Below are 19241 nucleotides of genomic sequence, written 5' to 3'. Positions count from 1 at the left end.
CTTCCTCCGGAATCCTGGTCGGCCACGGTGGTGCGAGGGGCGCGGTTCGCATCGGTGGGCCGCCGCGGGACGGGGTGGAGGCTGCTGTGGCGCACAATCTCGCGCTTGGTGCACATGGAGAGGATCTGGCCGCCCGGTATCTCACCGAGGCGGGCATGGAAATCGTCGACCGCAACTGGCGATCCCGATACGGCGAGGTCGATCTCATTGCGGCGGAGGGGGACTGGCTCGTCTTCGTCGAGGTGAAGACGCGGCGCGGCCTGGGATACGGCACTCCCGCCGAGGCGGTCACGTTCTCCAAGCAGCGACGGATCCGACTGCTGGCGGTGGAATGGTTGCGGGAGTCGAGCCGGCACTGGTCGCGGGTGCGGTTCGACGTCGTCGCCATCATGATCGGGCACGGCCCGCAACCACAGATCGAGCACGTCCGGGACGCGTTCTGATGGCACTGGGGCGCGCGCATTCGGTCGCGGTGACCGGGGTCGACGGTCAGCTCGTCGAGATCGAGGCCGACATCGGCCGGGGGCTTCCCGCAGTGCACCTGGTCGGGTTGCCCGACACCGCGCTGTCGGAGGCACGCGACCGGATCAGGGCCGCGGTCGCGAATTCGGGTGAGGAATGGCCGGATTCGAAGGTGATCCTCGCGTTGTCGCCTGCGACCCTGCCCAAGGTGGGGTCGGTCTACGATCTAGCGCTCGTCGCTGCCGTGCTCGACGCGGCCAAGCAGGTGAAGCGGCAGCGGTTGCGCGAGACCGTTCTGCTCGGCGAACTGGCGCTGGACGGGCGCCTCCGATCGGTGCGCGGGATCCTGCCCGCGGTGCTTGCGGCGAAGAACGCGGGATGGGCCACTGTGGTGGTCCCGGTGCAATCGTTGCCCGAGGCGGGACTGGTCGGCGGTGTCGAGGTGCTCGGCGCGCACGATCTGAGGGCGGCGATCGCGTGGCTGCGGGAGGAACGTGATCTCGAGTACCCCGAGCCGGCGCAGTGGGTCGCGCAGCCGGTGCGCGCCGACCTGAGCGAGGTGGTCGGTCAGACGGAGGCCCGCTGGGCCATCGAGGTGGCGGCGGCGGGAGCACACCACCTCATGCTCACCGGCCCACCCGGCGTCGGGAAGACGATGCTGGCGCAACGTCTTCCGGGGGTTCTGCCGCCGCTCACCGAGAGCGAATCGTTGGAGGTGACGGCAATCCACTCGGTGGCGGGGCTCCTGCCGCCCGAGCGCCCCCTCATCGACGTGCCGCCGTTCATCGCACCCCACCACACCGCGTCGGTGAGTGCACTCGTCGGCGGCGGCAGCGGTGTCGCGAAACCCGGTGCGGTCAGTCGCGCCCACCGCGGGGTTCTGTTCCTCGACGAGTGCGCCGAGATCGGAACCAAGGTGCTCGAGGCTCTGCGGACCCCACTCGAGGACGGGGAAGTGCGTATCGCGCGACGGGACGGGGTCGCCCGGTACCCGGCGCGTTTCCAGCTGATCCTCGCAGCCAATCCGTGCCCGTGCGCGCCGCCGCGGGAGGCGGACTGCGTGTGCGCACCAACCGCTCGGCGACGCTATCTCGGGAAGTTGTCGGGACCTCTGATGGACCGCGTGGACCTGCGGGTGCGGATGCAGGCCGTCGCGACCGGGGCGTTCATCGACGACGTCGGCGAGAGCACCGAGGACGTGCGGCAGCGGGTGGCCGAGGCGCGCGCCGCCGCCGGCGAGCGGTGGAGCGACTACGGATGGCGCACCAACGCGGAGGTGCCCGGCCCGGCCCTGCGGCAGAAGTTCCGGTTGGGGCGCCCGGCGCTGGCGCCGGTGGAGCGGGCGCTGCGCAAGGGGCTGATCACAGCCCGAGGGGCCGATCGTGCGCTACGGGTGGCGTGGACGGTGAGCGATCTGGCCGGGCTGGGCATGCCGGGCCCGGAGCAGGTGGTCACCGCGCTCGGATTTCGTGATCGGAGCTTTCAATGACGGTGGAAATACGAAGTGACGCAGACGATCCGAGCGGAGCTCACGATTCGCGCCGGTTGGCGTGGGCGTATCTGTCGAAGGTGGTGCAGGGGCCGTGTCCGGCGCTGTCCCGACTCGTGGAGGAGGTGGGGCCGGAGGAGGCTGCGCGGGCCGTGCGGGAGCGGGATCTGTCGGACGTGCTGGGGGAGCGCACGGTGGCCCGTTCCCACGTGGACACGGCCGCGGACGATCTCGCACTGATGGCGGGGATGGGTGGCCGGCTCGTGACGCCGGACGACGACGAGTGGCCACAGTGGAGGCTCCTCGGTTTCGGGAATCTGTCGCGGTCGCGGGACGAGGGTCCGCCGCTGGCGTTGTGGGTGCTCGGTTCGCGCCCGGTGGCCGAACTCACCGATCGGGCGATCTCGATCGTGGGGACACGGGCGGCGAGTGGGTACGGGGAGCACGTGACGGCGGAGATTGCGGGTGATCTTGCGGTCGACGGGTGGACGATCGTGTCGGGCGCGGCGTTCGGGGTCGATGGCGCCGCACATCGCGCGGCGCTGGGTGTCGGGGGCCTGACGGTGGCGGTGCTGGCATGTGGTGTGGATCGCGCGTACCCGGCGGGGCATGCGCGCATGTTGCGGCAGATCGCGCAGAACGGTGCGGTGATCAGTGAGTACGCGCCGGGCACGACTCCCGCGAAACACCGGTTCCTGGCGCGGAACCGGTTGGTGGCGAGCCTGTCGGACGGGGTGGTCGTGGTGGAGGCGGGCTGGCGCAGCGGCGCCAGGAACACCGTGAGCTGGGCGCGCAAACTGGGGCGTCCGGTGATGGCTGTGCCCGGTCCGGTGACGTCGGCGTCGTCGACCGGATGCAATCGGATGATTCGAGAGGGTGAGGCGCGGTTGGTCGCGAACGCCGGTGACGTGGTCGAGGAGGCCGGGCCGATCGGACTGCGGGACGGCCCCGAGGTGGTCCGCGATCTCGACGCGCTGTCGGGCGACGCCCTGCTGGTGTACGAGGCGCTGCCTGCCGCCGGACCGCGCGGGGTCCGGGAACTGTCCGAACTGTCCGGGGTCGCGGTCGAGCAGGTCCGCGCCGTGCTCCCGCTCCTCGAGATGGAGGGTTTCGTCGGCTCCGACGACACGGGATGGTCGCGGCAGCGGTGAGACGGGGCGGGTCCGGGGGCGCGCGACCCGATGCGTTCTCAGGCGTCGCCGGTGCTCCGCGCGTGCTGGGCCTCGACTTTCGCCCATTCCGTGCCGCGGTAGTTGGCGAGGCGCAGTTCCTCGGCTTCGTCGAACGTGTACCACTCGGTGCTGGGGCGGTCCGGCAGGACGCCGCGCAGGTACTCGCCGAGATAGTGCAGGGGACCTTCCCAGCCCGTTCCGACGCCGTAGCAGCCCGTGTCCGGGTCGTTGCGGAAGACGTCGGCGACGGACGCGTGTTCCAACTCCAGCCACGTCGCGTCCGGACCGTCGGCGGTCAGCCGGACCTCGACCTGGTCGCTGTACCCACGGTCGCCGGGCGGCGTCCACTGCAGCCGCAGCAGATGCGGGGCGTCGCAGGCCAGGATTTCCCCACTGGCCTGGCCCTGCAGCGCGAAGGATCCGCCCGCGCGCAGGTCGCCGCTGAGCGGGAGGAAGAATCGGTCGACTCGGTCCGGGGTCGTGATGGCATTCCAGACGTCGTCGATCGGCGCGTCGTAGCGTCGTCTGAGCACAGCCGTTCGTGCCGAGCCCTCGGCGATCTCGCGGTTGCCCATGCTCCGCTGCACTGTCGTCAGGCTGGTGTCCTGACCGGCGATCTCGTTCACTGTCGGTCTCCTTCTGTCGATGAATCGGGGTGCGCGGATCGGCTCGGCCGGGCGTCCTGTCGACTCCCGCGGGCGAGTTCGGTGGCCAGGGCGTCGAGCGGCTGGCTCCAGAACCGGCGGAACCCGTCGAGCCATCGATCCACCTCCTGCAGCGGCGCCGGCTCGACCGCGTAGAGACGCCTGGTGCCTTCGCGACGAACGGTGGCGAACCCGTTCTCCCTCAGCACGCGCAGGTGCCCGGACACCGTCGGCTGTGAGATCCCGAACTCTGCGGCTGCGACTTCGGTCACCTGACCGGCCGAAAGTTCGCCCTCCGACAGGAGTTCCATGATCCGCCGGCGAACGGGGTCGCCGAGTACGTCGAACGCGTGCACCTTCCGTTTATATCGGCTCTCGCCAATATAGGCAATGGCCGAAGTATTTCGCGGGTAAGACTCGTCGTCGCGCTCCGGCCAGCCGAAAGGGTGAGTTGAACCGACCGATCGGCGACGAGGTGGAGTAGAAACGTCTCGGAACGCACCTCACAACATTCGATGCCCACAGGTGGATCAGCGTCACGTAAGGAGTGAGATATGGGGTCAGCCGAGGATTTGTGGCGGAACTTCGTCGCGCAGGTGTTGAACCTGTTGTTCGCGTCCGGCTCGTAGACGACTCCGGTCGCCGCCGGCAGTCTCTCCTGTACCGTAGTTAGGTAACACTAACCAACTTGAGTTCTTTGGAGAGATGCCTGTGGCAAAGCCGATTGCAACACTGACCGTGCTCCGGACCGAATGGCTGACGCCGCATATGGTGCGGGTAATCCTCGGCGACCCCGGATTCGACAGCTTCGTTCCCAACGCCTTCACCGACGCGTACGCGAAACTCGAATTCGGAAGCCCCGAAGCGCCTGTTCTCCGCACCTACACGATCCGGTCCGTGGACCCGGTGACGCGTGAGATCGCCATCGACTTCGTGGTCCACGGCGACGCCGGTGTCGCCGGACCGTGGGCGGCGTCCGCGGCGGCCGGTGACGTCCTGACGTTGCGCGGCCCCGGTGGGGCGTTCGCACCGGACCCGGCGGCCGACTGGTACCTGCTCGCGGGCGACGAGACCGCAATCCCCGCCATCTCGGCGTCCGTCGAGAAACTCGACGCGTCGGCGGTGGGGAGGGTGATCATCGAGGTCGCAGGCCCGGACGATGAGATCGCCTTCGACTCGCCCGCGGGCGTCGACGTCACGTGGATCCACCGCGGCGACACGGCGGACCGGATCGGGGAAGAGGCGTCGGGGGACAACGCCCCCCTCGTCGCGGCGGTCCGCGACACCGAATGGCTGCCCGGAGACGCGCAGGTGTTCATTCACGGTGAGGCGCAGGCCGTGATGCAGAACCTCCGCTCCTACGTGCGCAACGAGCGGGGCGTCCCCGCTTCGGCCGCGTCGATCTCCGGATACTGGCGCCGCGGTCGCACCGAGGAAGGCTTCCGGGTGTGGAAGTCCGAACTCGCCGCGAGTGAGGGTGCCTCCCGCTGACACGCTGACCCGCCGCGGCGGACGCGCTACGAGGTGTGCGTCGGCCGCGTCAGCACCAGCAGCGACAGCATGGCCACGGCTCCCGCCGAGGGGATCGCGACGGCCATCGGCACGGCACTGTCGGGTCCGGCGATGCCGACGAGCGGCGAGACCACCGCGGCGAGCCCGAACTGGCCGGCCCCGAGGAGTGCGGACCCGGTGCCGGACGCCTTCGTGACCTCGCCCTGAGCCAGGGCCGTCGCGTTGCCCATCACGAAACCGATGCTCGACACGGAGACGAACAGCGGGATCAGGATCGCCCACCAGGACGGCGAATCGATCGTTGTCGCGGCGAGCAGCAGCACCACACCCGCCGTCAGGAGCAGCGTGACCCCGAAACGCAGCAATTGCCGGGCATGGAACGTGCCCACTAGTCGCGTGTTGACGATCGCGGCACTCACCATCCCCGCGGCGTTCACCGCGAACACGATCGAGAACTGTCCCGGACTGAGGCCGAGGACGTTCTGCACGACGAACGGCGACGCGGAGATGTACGAGAACAGGGCGACGAACCCGAACATGAATGTGAACGCATAACCCAGGTAGACGCGGTTGCCGACGACGTAGTGCAGGTTGCGGACGAGGGCGGTGAGCCCGCCGCCGTGCCGGTTCTCCGGGGGAGCGTCTCCGGGACGAGGATCAGCACGCCCGCGAACATCGCCACCCCGGCGGCGGTGAGGACCCAGAAGATCCCTCGCCAGCCGACCGGCCCGAGGAGGGCGCCGCCGAGCAGCGGCGCGACTACCGGTGCGACCCCGCCGATGATCATCATGATGCTGAAGAGCCGGGCGGCGCTGTCTCCGCGGGCCCGGTCGGCGATGCAGGCGCGCGCGAGCACGATCGCCGCGCCGCCGCTCAGTCCCTGGAAAAGTCTTGCGGCGATGAGGGTTTCGACGGTCGGGGCGAGAGCGCAGGCCATAGCGGCGAGGGTCGTCACGACGGTGGCGCCGATCAGCAGGCGACGGCGTCCGAGACCGTCCGACAACGGACCGATCACGAGCTGGCCGATCCCGAGCCCCGCCATGAACGTGGTCAGTGTCAGCTGCACGCTCGGCGCCGACGTGTTCAGGCTCTCCGTCATCAGGGGGAGGCCGGGGAGATACATGTCGGTGGCCAGTGGGGCGATCGCGGACAGTAACGCCAGAACACACAACATCGGGATGGAGATCGTTCGCTGCACAAAAGAACAGTAGCGGCGCGACTGCGTGATTTATGCCCCGCCAGAGTCGGCTGTTGCCTCTATGCCGTGGTCGTGGCCGGCGGGCCGGTCTGCGGCCAACGTCGCCCCGACGACACTCGACGTCGTCGGTGCGCAACTTCACAGCTCGACGTGATGGACGCCGCCGAATCGGGCGCGCGGCAGAACGATCCGATCGCGTTGCGCGACCGACTCATCTGTGCACGCACGTGTCCGTGGCGAGGCTCCGTGCGGTGCACGATCAGGCACATCCCCGGGCCTGATCCGGTTTGGTAGCGTCGCCCCACGAATCTGCAGTTGTTGCTGCACTATCCCGGGGGAACAGTGGACCGCGAAGACTTGACTCGACCGCAGCCGTCGTGGCTGAACGACGGTGGCGGCGCCCCGGTGGGCGATGCCGCGGCGGACCCGTGGGGACAGCAGTCCTGGGACGATCCCGCTCCGGCGCCGAGTCAGCATCAGGTGACCAATCAGGATCTGGTGGCGGATGCGCTCCTCAAGCGGGCGCGCAAGGCGCCGAGTCGGGGATGGCGGCGCGGACTGCACCGGCTCACCGGGGGAACGGTGAACCCGGGGGAGTCGGCGGGGGAGGCTCGTGACGCCGCACTCCTCGACCGGATCCGGCAGCCGATCCAGGGGGACTACCGAATTGCGTTCCTGTCCTTGAAGGGCGGCGTCGGGAAGACGACGACCACGATCGGGCTAGGATCGACGTTCGCGTCGTTGCGCGGCGACTGCGTGATCGCCGTCGACGCCAACCCCGACTTCGGGACGCTCGCGCAACGGGTGCCCCTGCAGACACATTCGACCGTCCGTGACCTCATCGCGGCGGAGCCGGACATCCGGCGCTATTCGGACGTGCGGGCTCACACGTCGCAGGCGCCGAGTCGCCTCGAGGTGCTCGCGAGCGAACAGGACCCGGCGATCTCCGAGGCGTTCAGCGAGGACGACTACCGGCGAGTCATCGACATCCTGCAGGTGTACTACAACATCATCCTTACCGACTGCGGCACCGGCATCATGCATTCGGCGATGAACGGCGTTCTGCAACTCGCCAATTCCCTGGTGCTGGTGAGTTCGCCCGCGATCGACGGCGCCCGCAGTGCCGCCGCCACGCTGGACTGGCTGCAGCACCACGGTTACGGGCACCTCGTGTCCCGCACCGTCGTCGTGATCAGTGCCGCCCGGCCGGGCTCGAGCATGATCGACATGACGGAACTGACCAACCATTTCCTGCTCCGGTGCCGGGCGGTGAAGGTGGTGCCGTTCGACGAGCACCTCGCCGAGGGTTCGGTGGTGGATCTGGATCTGCTGCGTCCCGAGACGCGCAAGGCGTTCGTCGAACTCGCCGCGATGGTCGCGGACGACTTCCCGGAATCGGCGGGCAGACACGCTGTCGCCGAGTGGCGCTAGCCGCCGCCGACGACAGGTTCGAGCCGTACCGGCGCCACCCGGACGAGTCCGAGTGGGTCGAGGTAGTCGCGGTCGCGGCGCAGACCCCAGTGCAGGCACGCGGCGACGGGGGCGATGCAGCCCGGGTGCCCGGGTTCGAGTGTGCCGAGGACGGTGCCGCGGCCGACGCGCAGCCCGGGGGTGACCCGGGCGGTCACCGGTTCGTACGTGGTGCGCAGCCCTCCCGGGTGGTCGACGGAGACGACGGGTTTGCCCGCGACCGTGCCTGCGAACACCACGATGCCCGCGCCCGCGGACAGCACCGCCTCGTCGGGGACGCCGCCCAGATCCACGCCGCGATGGCCGGGAAGCCAGTCGTGTTCGGGATTGTCGAAGGACCGCACCACTCGCGGCCGCGGGTGCAGCGGCCAGTCGAAGTCGCCGGTCGGTGCGGCATCGGCGGGCGGGCCGAGGAGAGCCGCGGCGGTCAGGAGGGTCGTCGCCGTGACCGCCGCGGTCAGGACCCGCAGGATCGCCCCGAACTTCGTCATGGCTCGACGATCCCGCACGTCGGGGCGGAAATCGGGCGGCGGCCGACATTGTGGATGGATTGCGTTTCGTCCACAGATTCCCTGCAGCCCTTGCACGGATGGCGCGGGTGTGTCAGGGGCGGTTAGGGCGTGGGGCGTCGAGGCCGTACACTGATCGAGCGGTCTGTGTTCGCACAGTCCGACTTCGCGCGTCCGCGCAGTGTACGGATCGTCGGCTGGTCTCGCATTTCGATGTGAGTCCGACGATTCACGGGCGCCAGGGCGGAACGTCACCGACGTTCGGCATCAACCGGCAATGAAAGAGAGATACACAGCCATGGCTGTCGTAACAATGAAGCAGCTGCTGGACAGCGGCACGCACTTCGGTCACCAGACCCGTCGCTGGAACCCGAAGATGAAGCGATTCATCTTCACCGACCGCAACGGCATCTACATCATCGACCTGCAGCAGACGCTGACGTACATCGACAAGGCGTACGAATTCGTCAAGGAGACCGTTGCCCACGGCGGCACCGTCCTCTTCGTCGGCACCAAGAAGCAGGCCCAGGAGTCCATCGCGGCCGAGGCCACTCGCGTCGGGATGCCCTACGTCAACCAGCGTTGGCTCGGCGGCATGCTCACCAACTTCACCACCGTCCACAAGCGTCTTCTCCGCCTCAAGGAGCTCGAGGCGATGGAGCAGACCGGTGGCTTCGAGGGTCGCACCAAGAAGGAAATCCTCATGCTCACGCGTGAGATGACCAAGCTGGACCGCACTCTCGGTGGTATCCGCGACATGGCCAAGGTCCCCTCCGCGGTGTGGGTCGTCGACACCAACAAGGAGCACCTGGCGGTTGCCGAGGCTCGCAAGCTGAACATCCCGGTCATCGCGATCCTGGACACCAACTGCGACCCCGACCTCGTCGACTACCCGATCCCGGGCAACGACGACGCCATCCGCAGCGCCGCCCTGCTCACCAAGGTCGTCGCCTCCGCGGTGGCCGAGGGCGTGCAGGCCCGTGCCGGACTGAGCTCCGACAAGGACGCGAAGCCCGAGGCCGGCGCCGGTGAACCCCTCGCCGAGTGGGAGCAGGAACTGCTCTCGCAGGCAGCGCCCGCAGCAGAGGCCGCTCCCGCAGCTGAGGCACAGGCGGCTCCGGCTGCCGAGGCCCCCGCAGCAGAGGCTCCCTCCACCGAGGCCTGATCCGATGCAAACGGCCCTGACCAAGAGATCTTTGGTCAGGGCCGTTTCACGGTCTGCCCCGAGTACTACCCTGACTTACGTCCCAACAGACATATGAGGAGGCTCGCTCACCATGGCGAACTACACCGCCGCTGACGTCAAGCGGCTCCGCGAGCTCACCGGCTCCGGAATGATGGCCTGCAAGAACGCTCTCGCTGAGGCCGAGGGTGACTTCGACAAGGCTGTCGAGCAGCTGCGCATCAAGGGCGCCAAGGACGTGGGCAAGCGTGCCGAGCGCACCACGGCCGAGGGCCTGGTCGTTTCCAAGGACGGCGTCCTGCTCGAGCTCGACTGCGAGACGGACTTCGTCGCGAAGAACGAGGACTTCCTGAAGCTCGCCGAGTCGATCGTCACGGTCGCCGCCGCAGCGAAGCCCGCCGACGTCGACGCCCTCAAGGCGCTCGAGCTCGACGGCAAGACGGTCGACACCGTCATCCAGGAGCAGTCCGCGAAGATCGGCGAGAAGCTCGTCCTGAGCAAGATCGCCTCCTTCGACGGACCGGTCGCGGTCTACCTGCACAAGCGCAGCGCCGACCTGCCGCCCGCCGTCGGCGTCCTCGTCGAGTACACCGGTGAGGGCGACGCTGCTGCGGAGGCCGCTCGCGGCGCCGCCATGCAGGTTGCGGCGCTCAAGGCCAAGTACGTCACGCGCGACGAGGTCCCCGAGGACATCGTCGCCAACGAGCGTCACATCGCCGAGGAGACCGCGCGCGCCGAGGGCAAGCCGGAGCAGGCTCTGCCGAAGATCATCGAAGGCCGCGTCAACGGCTACTTCAAGGACGTCGTGTTGACCGAGCAGTCCTCGGTGCAGGACTCCAAGAAGTCCGTCAAGGCGATCCTCGACGAGGCCGGCGTGACCATCAAGCGCTTCGTCCGCTTCGAGGTCGGTGCTTCGTAGGAAGCCGTGTGAGTCGTATGGCCCCGTCGGACGAGTGCGCTCGCCCGGCGGGGCCTACGTATACCGCCACCGTCCTGATGAGGCAGGATGAGGATGGCCGTCTGAATGGGCCGGGTAGCCGCATGGGTGCGCTCGGCCGCTGTCGAAATCGACGAGTGCTGTGGAACTGAGGAGAGCAATGTCCGAACCAGCCAACGAACGTACGGGATTCCATCGAGTCCTTCTCAAACTCGGCGGAGAAATGTTCGGTGGTGGCAAGGTCGGTCTCGACCCCGACGTGGTGACCAAGGTCGCGGAGCAGATCGCGGAGGTCGTGCGATCCGGGGTGCAGGTGGCGGTGGTCATCGGCGGCGGCAACTTCTTCCGTGGTGCGGAACTGCAGCAGCGAGGTTTGGACCGCGCGCGTTCCGACTACATGGGCATGCTCGGCACGGTCATGAATTGCCTTGCTCTGCAGGACTTCCTGGAGAAGGAGGGCATCGACAGCCGCGTGCAGACGGCGATCACCATGGGGCAGGTGGCGGAACCGTACATTCCGCTGCGCGCCCAGCGTCACCTCGAGAAGGGGCGCGTCGTGATCTTCGGCGCCGGCATGGGCATGCCGTACTTCTCGACCGACACGACCGCCGCGCAGCGGGCCCTCGAGATCGGCGCCGAGGTGGTATTGATGGCCAAGGCCGTCGACGGTGTGTTCACCGCGGACCCGAACCTCGACCCAAACGCGACGATGTACACGCAGATCACGCACCGTGAGGTCATCGAGCAGGAGCTGAAGGTGGCCGACGCGACGGCCTTCAGCCTGTGTATGGACAACGAGATGCCGATCATGGTGTTCAATCTGCTGACCGAGGGGAATATCGCTCGGGCGGTGTCCGGTGAGAAGATCGGAACGCTCGTCAAGTCATGACGCGCGTGCCACGCTCGACACAGGGTTTTCTCGAAACAGAGGCAGTGACGAATCGATGCAGAACGACATGGAGGAACAGCCGTGATTGATGAAGCTCTCTTCGAAGCCGAGGAGAAGATGGAGAAGGCTGTCACGGTGGCCAAGGACGATCTCGGATCGATCCGCACGGGCCGCGCGAATCCTGGCATGTTCAACCGCATCGGAATCGACTACTACGGCGCGTTCACCCCGATCACGCAGCTCGCCAGCATCAACGTGCCGGAGGCGCGACTCGTCGTCGTCAAGCCGTACGAGGCCTCGCAGCTGAACGCCATCGAGACGGCGATCCGGAACTCCGACCTGGGCGTGAACCCGTCCAACGACGGAAACCTGATTCGCATCTCCGTTCCCCAGCTCACCGAGGAACGCCGCCGCGAACTGGTGAAGCAGGCGAAGTCGAAGGGCGAGGACGCGAAGGTGTCCGTGCGCAACGTGCGCCGCAAGGCGATGGACGAGCTGTCCCGGATCCAGAAGGACGGCGAGGCCGGCGAGGACGAGGTCGGGCGGGCCGAGAAGGAACTCGACAAGACGACCGCCCGGTACGTCGCGCAGGTCGACGAACTGGTGAAGCACAAGGAAGCCGAGTTACTGGAAGTTTAGTCACGAGACGAGGAGTGGATCGGGGACAGTGACCGTGCCAGCAGAACACGGGACCCCAGGGGGACCCATCTCCGAGGGCGACCCCTCGGGACCGGTCTCCGAGGGGAAGCCCGCGCCGGAGGCGGCCACGGCCGCGAAATCCAAGGCCGGGCGTAACCTCCCCGCGGCGATCGGCGTCGGCGTCGGACTCGGCGTCGCGCTCATCCTGATCCTCGTCTACGTGCCCCTGGTGTGGATCGGGGTGGTCGCGGTCGCGATGGCCGTCGCCACGTGGGAGGTCACGAAGCGGCTCCGCGAGTCCGGCATCAGCGCCCCCCGGATCCCGCTGATCGCCGGGGGCCAGGCGATCCTGTGGCTCGGGTGGCCGTTCGGTCCGGTCGGCGTACTCAGCGCCTTCGCGGGCACGGTCCTGGTCTGCATGGTCTGGCGCCTGTTCGACCACGGGTTGAAGGCGGCTCCGCAGAACTTCCTCCGGGACACGGCGATCACCGTGTTCGTGGCGTCCTGGATTCCGTTGCTGGCGTCGTTCGCCGTGCTGATGGTGCTGCAGGACGACGGCGCCGGGCGGGTGCTGTGCCTGATGATCGGCGTGGTCTGCTCCGACGTCGGTGGTTATGCGGCGGGTGTGCTGTTCGGCAAGCATCCGATGGTGCCGGCGATCAGCCCCAAGAAGTCGTGGGAAGGGTTCTTCGGTTCGCTGCTGTTCTGCGTGATCGGAAGCCTGCTGACGGTCACGCTGATCCTCGACGAGAACTCGATGATCGGTGTGCTTCTCGGCGTCGTACTGGTGGTCACCGCCACGCTCGGTGATCTCATCGAATCCCAGGTCAAGCGCGAACTGCGTATCAAGGACATGGGCACGCTGCTTCCCGGGCACGGCGGGATCATGGACCGTCTCGATTCCCTGCTGCCGTCGGCGTTCGTGACGTGGCTGGTGCTCACGGTCCTCGTGTGACCCCGCTGTCGTGACCATTCCCAGCCCGAACATCTGGCACTGGCCGGAGTGGTACGAGGTGGAGAATCGTGCCCAGGACGTGGACGGGGCGATCTTCCGGCACCTGCGCGGGGCCGTGGACTGGACGGGCGGCATCGTCGCCGACGTGGGCTGCGGCACCGGTTTCCATCTCCCGGTCTTCGCCGAGTCCGCGGCCACGGTCTACGGCATCGAACCGCATCCGCCACTTCTGGAACGGGCCCGCGCCCGCGTGGGACACCTGCCGAACGTCCGCGTGCTCGCCGGCTCGGCGGAGGGCATCCCCCTGGGCGACGCGACCGTCGACGTCGTGCACGCGCGGACCGCGTATTTCTTCGGCCCGGGCTGCGGCCGCGGAATCCGCGAGGCGATGCGGGTGCTGCGCCCGGGCGGCGCACTGGTCGTGGTCGATCTCGACGCGACGGCCCACCCCTACGGGGAGTGGATGCGCATCGACCTGCCGCAGTACCACCCCGCGGCTGTGGAGGCCTTCTTCGCGGCGCAGGGGTTCGACCTGGCCCGAGTCGAGACCCGATGGCGCTTCCCGAACCGGGAAGCGCTGCGCGCAGTCCTCGGCATCGAGTTCACGAAGAAGACGGCGTCCACCGCATTCGCGCAGACGCCCGGCGTGGCTCTCGACGTGCGCTACCGCGTGCACGTTCGCCGAAAGCCCGCCGGGCTGGAATTGCTCTGACCGGTGTCGTTAGCGCGATGCGATGTGGAAGAGCTTCGCGAGCGCGTTGATCTTCTTGGCCTTCGCCAGCTTGGGGAGGTCGCTGCCGTCCCGCACCCGGGAACCGTCCTCGCCGAGGTCCGCGATCACGTCCCGCGCCCATTCGGCCTCGGCAGGGGACGGGCTCAGCGCGTCGTTGACCGGCGCCGTTTGCGCGATGGTCATGCACAGTTTCCCGGTCATGCCCATCGACAGCGTGAGCGCCGACGCGCGGACCAGGGCGTCGACGTCGGTGCCGAGGGTGGGGCCGTCGATCGGCGGTGCGATGCGGGCGGCCCGGCTGGCGACCGTCAGCCGGGAGCGCGGATACGCCATCGCCAGCGGTGAGTCGTCCATGCCGGTGTCGCGACGGAAGTCGCCGCTGCCGAACGCCAGGCGGAAGGTGGCCTCGGTCCGGGCGATCTCGGGTGCGGCCTCGAGTCCCATCGCGGATTCGACGAGGGCGAGCACCTTCGTGCCCTCGGGGAGTCGCTCGGCGGTGGCGTCGACCTGCATCCCGCTCTCGGTCTTGGCGAGCATGACGCCCTCGAGTCCGGGCACGCCGTGCAGGGCTGCCAGGTCGTCCGCCCAGTAGGGGGTGGTGGCGTCGTTGATCCGCACCCATGCGCGGCGGTTCTCGCCGAGCCAGGCGACCACGTCGGCCCGGGCCCGGGGTTTGCGATCGGGAGTGACGGCGTCCTCGAGGTCGAGGATCACCGCATCGGCGGCGCTGGTGTGGGCCGCCTCGAACCCCTCGGGTTTGCCGGCGGGAACCAGCAGCCAGGATCGTGCTTGTTCAGCCGCGATGCGCGGTGCCACAGTCGTCTCCATGTCGGCCTTCACAGTTGTGCCGTTCCGGTGATATCCACGACAGTAATTCTGCTCGCAGGGGGTCGTCGCAATCCACTTGCGTAACTATTGTTCAGTTAGAAATTACTGTTCAGACGCCGCTGCCGGTTCGCGGCCCGCCGGATCTGGATTATGCGGACACCGCCCGCGAGGGCCATGATCACCGCGCCCGCGATCGCCGCGAACAGCAGAGTGACGCCCAGCGGGAGCGTGAAATCCCAGGCGAACAGTTCGAGGGTCACGCTGTCGAGGTTCTGCAGAATGAACACGAGAAGCAGTACCAAAACGATGATTCCGATCACCAGACCGGTCCAGGTGGCACCCACCCGCGTGTGCTTGATGCCCTTGCGGCGGGCGACGTCGGGATGCTCGGTGCCTGCCGGTGACGTGTCGGGCTGTGTCGGGTCCGTGGGTGCCGCTCCGGTACCGGGACCACGACCGGCCGGGACGTCCGGTGGGAAGTTCGAAGGGTCGTCCGGTGTTGTCGACATGAGTTGATCTTCACCCACCTGGGCGGGTTCCGCATGCGCATCGGGCGGCGAAACAACGTCGATCAGGCATCCGCACGACAACGACCCCCGAATCAATGGGACAATGGAGAAACTATGGCTGTCTCGCTTCCCCTCGTTTTCACCGCGCCCCGGCGTGGGATGCCCCCCAAGCATCTCGCGGACCTCGACTCCACCGAGCGGCGGGAGGCCGTCAAGGAGCTGGGTCTGCCCGGGTTCCGGGCCGACCAGCTGGCCCGTCAGTACTACGCGCGGCTCGAGGCGGATCCGGAGAAGATGACCGACCTTCCCGCCGCCGTGCGCGAGCAGGTGGGTGCGGCGCTGTTCCCGACGCTGCTCACCGCCGTCAAGCACCTGGCGTGCGACGGCGGCGACACCCGCAAGACGCTCTGGAAGGCGAACGACGGGACGCTGCTCGAGAGCGTCCTCATGCGCTACCCGGACCGTGCGACGCTGTGTATCTCCAGTCAGGCGGGGTGCGGAATGGCGTGCCCGTTCTGCGCGACCGGGCAGGGCGGGCTGCAACGCAACCTGTCGACGGCGGAGATCGTCGACCAGGTGCGTGCCGCCGCGGCCGCTCTGCGCGACGGCGACGTCCACGGCGGCCCGGGCCGGTTGTCGAACGTCGTGTTCATGGGCATGGGGGAGCCGCTCGCCAACTACAAGCGCGTGGTCGCCGCCGTCCGCCGCATCACCTCGCCCGCCCCCGACGGTCTCGGGTTGTCGCAACGCTCCGTGACGGTGTCGACGGTGGGGCTGGCGCCCGCCATCCGCAAGCTCGCGGACGAGGACCTCAGCGTGACGCTCGCCGTGTCCCTGCACACCCCGGACGACGAACTGCGCGACACCCTGGTCCCCGTCAACAACCGCTGGTCGGTGGCGGAGGTCCTCGACGCCGCCCGCTACTACGCGGACAAGTCCGGCCGCCGGGTCTCCATCGAGTACGCGCTGATCCGGGACGTGAACGATCAGCCGTGGCGCGCCGACCTGCTGGGCAAGAAACTGCGCAAGGCGCTCGGACCGCTGGTACACGTGAATCTGATCCCGCTGAACCCCACACCGGGCAGTGAGTGGGATGCGAGCCCGAAGCCGGTGGAGAAGGAATTCGTCCGGCGCGTGCTGGCTCAGGGGGTGTCCTGCACGGTGCGCGACACCCGCGGCCAGGAGATCGCCGCCGCCTGCGGGCAGCTCGCCGCCGAGAACTGAGCGTCCGCCGCGCAGGCCGATACGACGAAACCCCTCGTCCCCGAGTGATCGGGACGAGGGGTTTCGTTCGTGGTCCGGTGCTACCGGGGCTTGCGCCGCAGGACGATGTCACGAATGAGGATGAAGAACATCACGGCTGCGCAGCCGATCAGCCACAGGTCCTCGACGAAACCCCTGTGGTTTCCGATGATCATGAGCAGCAGGAACACGGCGAAGAACCATCCGAAGAACCGGAACGTCTTCGGCGCCTCACCGCTCCAGCCCCATGCTGCCGACGGGACCTCGGCGGTGTCGATGTGTGCGGCCACGATGGGGTCACTGGACGAGGGCTCCAACTGGGTACCGGCCACGATCGATCCTCCTGCAGATTCGGTTGCGCTACTCGACATATCGTGACATACGACCGCCCGTCGTATGTAGTGGGCCCATCCGTGGCGGGCGGTCCGCATTTCATCAGGAACAATGGGTGGGTGGATGAAAACAGGCCCACCCGCGTCCTGCTGCTCGGCAGCACAGGTTCGATCGGCACCCAGGCGTTGGAGGTGGTGGCCGCCAACCCGGACAAGTTCACGGTGGTGGGGCTCGCCGCCGGCGGCGGAAACGTCGAATTGTTGGCCCGGCAGATTCGCGAGACGGGTGTGTCGTCCGTCGCAGTCGCGGATCCGCGGGCGGCCGCCGCGCTGGATCGGCCCGGGGTGCTGAGCGGACCGGACGCCGTCACCGAACTCGTGCGGACCACGGAAGCGGATGTCGTGCTCAATGCACTGGTCGGTTCGCTGGGCCTGGAGCCGACCCTGGCCGCGCTCGAGTCCGGTGCGCGGCTCGCGCTGGCCAACAAGGAGTCGCTCGTCGCAGGCGGACCCCTCGTGACGGCGGCCGCGGCGCCGGGGCAGATCGTGCCGGTCGACTCCGAGCACTCCGCGCTGGCCCAGTGCCTGCGCGGCGGCAGCGCGGACGAGGTGGACCGCCTGGTCCTCACCGCCTCGGGCGGACCGTTCCGCGGCTGGACGGCCGAGCGGCTGGAATCGGTGACACCCGAGCAGGCCGGCGCCCACCCCACGTGGTCGATGGGGCCGATGAACACGCTGAACTCGGCGACCCTCGTCAACAAGGGGCTCGAACTGATCGAGACCCACCTCCTGTTCGGTGTCGACTACAACCGGATCGACGTCACCGTCCACCCGCAGTCCATCGTGCACTCGATGGTCACGTTCACCGACGGCTCGACGCTCGCGCAGGCCAGCCCACCCGACATGAAGCTCCCGATCGCGCTGGCCCTCGGCTGGCCGCACCGGGTCGCGGGCGCAGCCGCGGCCTGCGACTTCAGCACCGCGTCCACCTGGGAGTTCGAGCCACTCGACTCGCAGGTTTTCCCTGCCGTCGACCTCGCCCGCGAGGTAGGCAAGGGTGGGGGATGCCTCACCGCCGTGTACAACGCTGCGAACGAGGTCGCGGCTCAGGCATTCTTGGACGGGATCATCCGGTTCCCGCGCATCGTCCGCACCGTCGCCTCCGTGCTGTCCGAGGCGGACGAGTGGTCGGCGCCACCGGCTACCGTGGAAGACGTACTGGCCGCCGACGGCTGGGCACGTGAGCGAGCACGTCAGCTCGTGAAGCAGGAAGGCTAGAACTGCATGGTGTTCGCAGTGGGCGTTGTTCTCTTCGCCCTCGGGATCGCGTTGTCGATCGCACTTCACGAAGCGGGGCACATGTGGGTGGCGCAGGCCACCGGCATGAAGGTCCGCCGGTACTTCATCGGCTTCGGACCCAAGATCTTCTCCTTCCGCCGCGGTGAGACCGAGTACGGGCTCAAGGCGCTCCCGCTCGGCGGGTTCTGCGACATCGCCGGAATGACGGCGCTGGACGAACTCGAACCGGACGAAGAAGACCGGGCCATGTACAAGAAGCCGACCTGGAAGCGCCTCGCGGTGATGTCCGGCGGCATCGGCATGAACTTCGTCCTCGGCCTCGTGCTGGTCTACGTCCTCGCCGTCGGCTGGGGGCTGCCCGATCTGAACCGGTCCACCGACGCGGTCGTCGGGTCGGTCGGGTGCGCGGCGCCGACTCAGGGTCCCGGCCCCGACTACGCCCTGTCCGAGTGCAGCGGCCCGGGACCCGCCGAGCAGGCGGGTGTCAGGACCGGCGACGTCATCACCGCGGTCGACGGCAAGGACACACCCACATTCGCCGACGTGGCCGCCGCGACCCGTTCGCTGTCCGGTCCCGTCGACTTCACGATCGAGCGGGACGGCGAGGAACTGACGATCGTCGTCCCGGTCCAGCAGGTGCAGCGCTGGGTGCAGGAGAAGGGCGAGACCGAACCGCACGAGGCGACGGTCGGTGCGATCGGCATCGGCGCGACCCCGAGCGTCGTCGAGCACTCGGCCCTCTCCGCGGTTCCCGCGTCGTTCGAGTTCACCGGCGACATGTTCGCGATGACCGCCGAGCGGATGGTGCAGATGCCGAGCAAGGCGGTCGACCTGTGGCACGCCGTGACCGGCGGCGAACGCGACCCGGAGACCCCGATCTCCGTGTACGGCGCCAGCGTCATCGGCGGTCAGATCGCCGAGCAGGGCATCTGGGAAGCGTTCGTGCTGCTGCTCGCGAGCCTGAACTTCTTCCTCGGAATGTTCAACCTCCTGCCGCTGCTGCCGCTCGACGGCGGGCACATGGCGGTCACAATCTACGAGCGGGTCCGGGACTGGTTCCGCAGCAGGCGCGGACTTCCGCGCGGCGGACCCGTCGACTACATGAAGCTTCTGCCCGTCACCTATGTGGTGATCGTCATAGGCGGCGCATACATGCTCCTCACGCTGACCGCAGACATCGTCAACCCGATCAAGCTCTTCCAGTGATCGTTAAACTCGGATTTGAAGCTACGAAAGAAG

Annotated in this window: 20 protein-coding genes and 1 pseudogene; 14 read left to right on the top strand and 7 right to left on the bottom strand. The window is 68.1% G+C overall.

What is annotated here, in order from left to right:
- Positions 1-86: 86 nt before the first annotated feature.
- From CA951_RS09085 to dprA, 3 genes are read left to right on the top strand one after another with little or no spacing between them, the layout of a single operon-like run.
- A complete protein-coding gene (locus CA951_RS09085; protein ID WP_087556533.1) occupies positions 87-443 on the top strand; it encodes a YraN family protein in 357 nt (118 codons plus the stop codon).
- Positions 443-1951, top strand: a complete 1509-nt coding sequence (locus CA951_RS09080) for a YifB family Mg chelatase-like AAA ATPase (RefSeq protein WP_087556532.1) — start codon at positions 443-445, stop codon at positions 1949-1951. The genes CA951_RS09085 and CA951_RS09080 overlap by 1 nt, the downstream gene beginning before the upstream one ends.
- Positions 1948-3102 carry a DNA-processing protein DprA gene (dprA, locus tag CA951_RS09075; RefSeq protein WP_087556531.1) on the top strand — a complete coding sequence of 385 codons (1155 nt, stop codon included), beginning with the start codon at positions 1948-1950 and terminating at the stop codon, positions 3100-3102. Before CA951_RS09080 ends, dprA begins: the two co-directional genes overlap by 4 nt.
- Before the next feature lie 38 nt (positions 3103-3140).
- Here the strand turns inward: dprA and CA951_RS09070 are convergent, their stop codons facing one another.
- Both CA951_RS09070 and CA951_RS09065 read right to left on the bottom strand, forming a co-directional pair.
- A complete protein-coding gene (locus tag CA951_RS09070; protein ID WP_087556530.1) occupies positions 3141-3749 on the bottom strand; it encodes an SRPBCC family protein in 609 nt (202 codons plus the stop codon).
- On the bottom strand, positions 3746-4123 hold the full coding sequence (locus tag CA951_RS09065; RefSeq protein ID WP_087556529.1) for a helix-turn-helix transcriptional regulator: 378 nt from the start codon (positions 4121-4123) through the stop codon (positions 3746-3748). Before CA951_RS09065 ends, CA951_RS09070 begins: the two co-directional genes overlap by 4 nt.
- A 355-nt stretch (positions 4124-4478) precedes the next feature.
- Between CA951_RS09065 and CA951_RS09060 the strand changes: the two genes are divergently transcribed.
- Positions 4479-5258 carry a siderophore-interacting protein gene (locus CA951_RS09060; protein WP_087556528.1) on the top strand — a complete coding sequence of 260 codons (780 nt, stop codon included), beginning with the start codon at positions 4479-4481 and terminating at the stop codon, positions 5256-5258.
- Positions 5259-5284: 26 nt separating this feature from the next.
- Here the strand turns inward: CA951_RS09060 and CA951_RS09055 are convergent.
- A pseudogene (locus tag CA951_RS09055) lies at positions 5285-6453 on the bottom strand (multidrug effflux MFS transporter).
- A gap of 429 nt (positions 6454-6882) precedes the next feature.
- Here CA951_RS09055 and CA951_RS09050 point away from each other — a divergent pair.
- Positions 6883-7908: a MinD/ParA family protein gene (locus CA951_RS09050; protein ID WP_087556759.1), complete on the top strand. Its 1026-nt coding sequence runs from the start codon at positions 6883-6885 to the stop codon at positions 7906-7908.
- On the opposite strand, the gene CA951_RS09045 is transcribed toward CA951_RS09050, so the two are convergent.
- Positions 7905-8438 carry a M23 family metallopeptidase gene (locus CA951_RS09045; RefSeq protein WP_087556527.1) on the bottom strand — a complete coding sequence of 178 codons (534 nt, stop codon included), beginning with the start codon at positions 8436-8438 and terminating at the stop codon, positions 7905-7907. The two genes, CA951_RS09050 and CA951_RS09045, sit on opposite strands and share 4 nt — an antisense overlap.
- Before the next feature lie 316 nt (positions 8439-8754).
- Between CA951_RS09045 and rpsB the strand changes: the two genes are divergently transcribed.
- The 6 genes from rpsB to CA951_RS09015 all read left to right on the top strand — a co-directional run bounded on the left by rpsB (position 8755) and on the right by CA951_RS09015 (position 13771).
- Positions 8755-9621: a 30S ribosomal protein S2 gene (rpsB, locus tag CA951_RS09040; RefSeq protein WP_015890299.1), complete on the top strand. Its 867-nt coding sequence runs from the start codon at positions 8755-8757 to the stop codon at positions 9619-9621.
- Positions 9622-9733: 112 nt separating this feature from the next.
- Positions 9734-10558, top strand: coding sequence for a translation elongation factor Ts (gene tsf, locus CA951_RS09035; RefSeq protein ID WP_072937822.1), 825 nt, complete (start codon positions 9734-9736; stop codon positions 10556-10558).
- Positions 10559-10736: 178 nt separating this feature from the next.
- Positions 10737-11465, top strand: a complete 729-nt coding sequence (pyrH, locus tag CA951_RS09030) for a UMP kinase (protein WP_087556526.1) — start codon at positions 10737-10739, stop codon at positions 11463-11465.
- Positions 11466-11546: 81 nt separating this feature from the next.
- Positions 11547-12104, top strand: coding sequence for a ribosome recycling factor (gene frr, locus CA951_RS09025; protein WP_015890301.1), 558 nt, complete (start codon positions 11547-11549; stop codon positions 12102-12104).
- Positions 12105-12132: 28 nt separating this feature from the next.
- Positions 12133-13059 carry a phosphatidate cytidylyltransferase gene (locus CA951_RS09020; RefSeq protein ID WP_087556525.1) on the top strand — a complete coding sequence of 309 codons (927 nt, stop codon included), beginning with the start codon at positions 12133-12135 and terminating at the stop codon, positions 13057-13059.
- A gap of 10 nt (positions 13060-13069) precedes the next feature.
- Entirely contained in the window at positions 13070-13771 is a 702-nt protein-coding gene (locus CA951_RS09015) for a class I SAM-dependent methyltransferase (RefSeq protein WP_087556524.1), read from the top strand.
- A 9-nt stretch (positions 13772-13780) separates the two neighbouring features.
- On the opposite strand, the gene CA951_RS09010 is transcribed toward CA951_RS09015, so the two are convergent.
- Together CA951_RS09010 and CA951_RS09005 are read right to left on the bottom strand one after the other, a co-directional pair.
- Complete coding sequence (locus CA951_RS09010; protein ID WP_179220155.1) at positions 13781-14632, bottom strand: CoA ester lyase; 852 nt, start codon at positions 14630-14632, stop codon at positions 13781-13783.
- Positions 14633-14715: 83 nt separating this feature from the next.
- Positions 14716-15129, bottom strand: coding sequence for a lipopolysaccharide assembly LapA domain-containing protein (locus tag CA951_RS09005; RefSeq protein WP_087556757.1), 414 nt, complete (start codon positions 15127-15129; stop codon positions 14716-14718).
- 114 nt (positions 15130-15243) lie between these two features.
- Between CA951_RS09005 and rlmN the strand changes: the two genes are divergently transcribed.
- Positions 15244-16353: a 23S rRNA (adenine(2503)-C(2))-methyltransferase RlmN gene (rlmN, locus tag CA951_RS09000; RefSeq protein WP_087556523.1), complete on the top strand. Its 1110-nt coding sequence runs from the start codon at positions 15244-15246 to the stop codon at positions 16351-16353.
- Between the two features lie 80 nt (positions 16354-16433).
- Here the strand turns inward: rlmN and CA951_RS08995 are convergent, their stop codons facing one another.
- Entirely contained in the window at positions 16434-16703 is a 270-nt protein-coding gene (locus CA951_RS08995) for a DUF2631 domain-containing protein (protein WP_072937825.1), read from the bottom strand.
- Between the two features lie 120 nt (positions 16704-16823).
- Between CA951_RS08995 and dxr the strand changes: the two genes are divergently transcribed.
- Entirely contained in the window at positions 16824-17981 is a 1158-nt protein-coding gene (dxr, locus tag CA951_RS08990) for a 1-deoxy-D-xylulose-5-phosphate reductoisomerase (protein WP_087556522.1), read from the top strand.
- Positions 17982-17987: 6 nt separating this feature from the next.
- Positions 17988-19208, top strand: a complete 1221-nt coding sequence (locus CA951_RS08985; protein WP_087556521.1) for an RIP metalloprotease — start codon at positions 17988-17990, stop codon at positions 19206-19208.
- Positions 19209-19241 lie beyond the last annotated feature (33 nt).

It is taken from the genome of Rhodococcus sp. NCIMB 12038, assembly GCF_002165735.1.
Taxonomy (GTDB): domain Bacteria; phylum Actinomycetota; class Actinomycetes; order Mycobacteriales; family Mycobacteriaceae; genus Rhodococcus_F.
The sequence above is the reverse complement of the archived record's forward strand: the minus strand, read 5'-3'. Positions and strand labels throughout refer to the sequence as shown.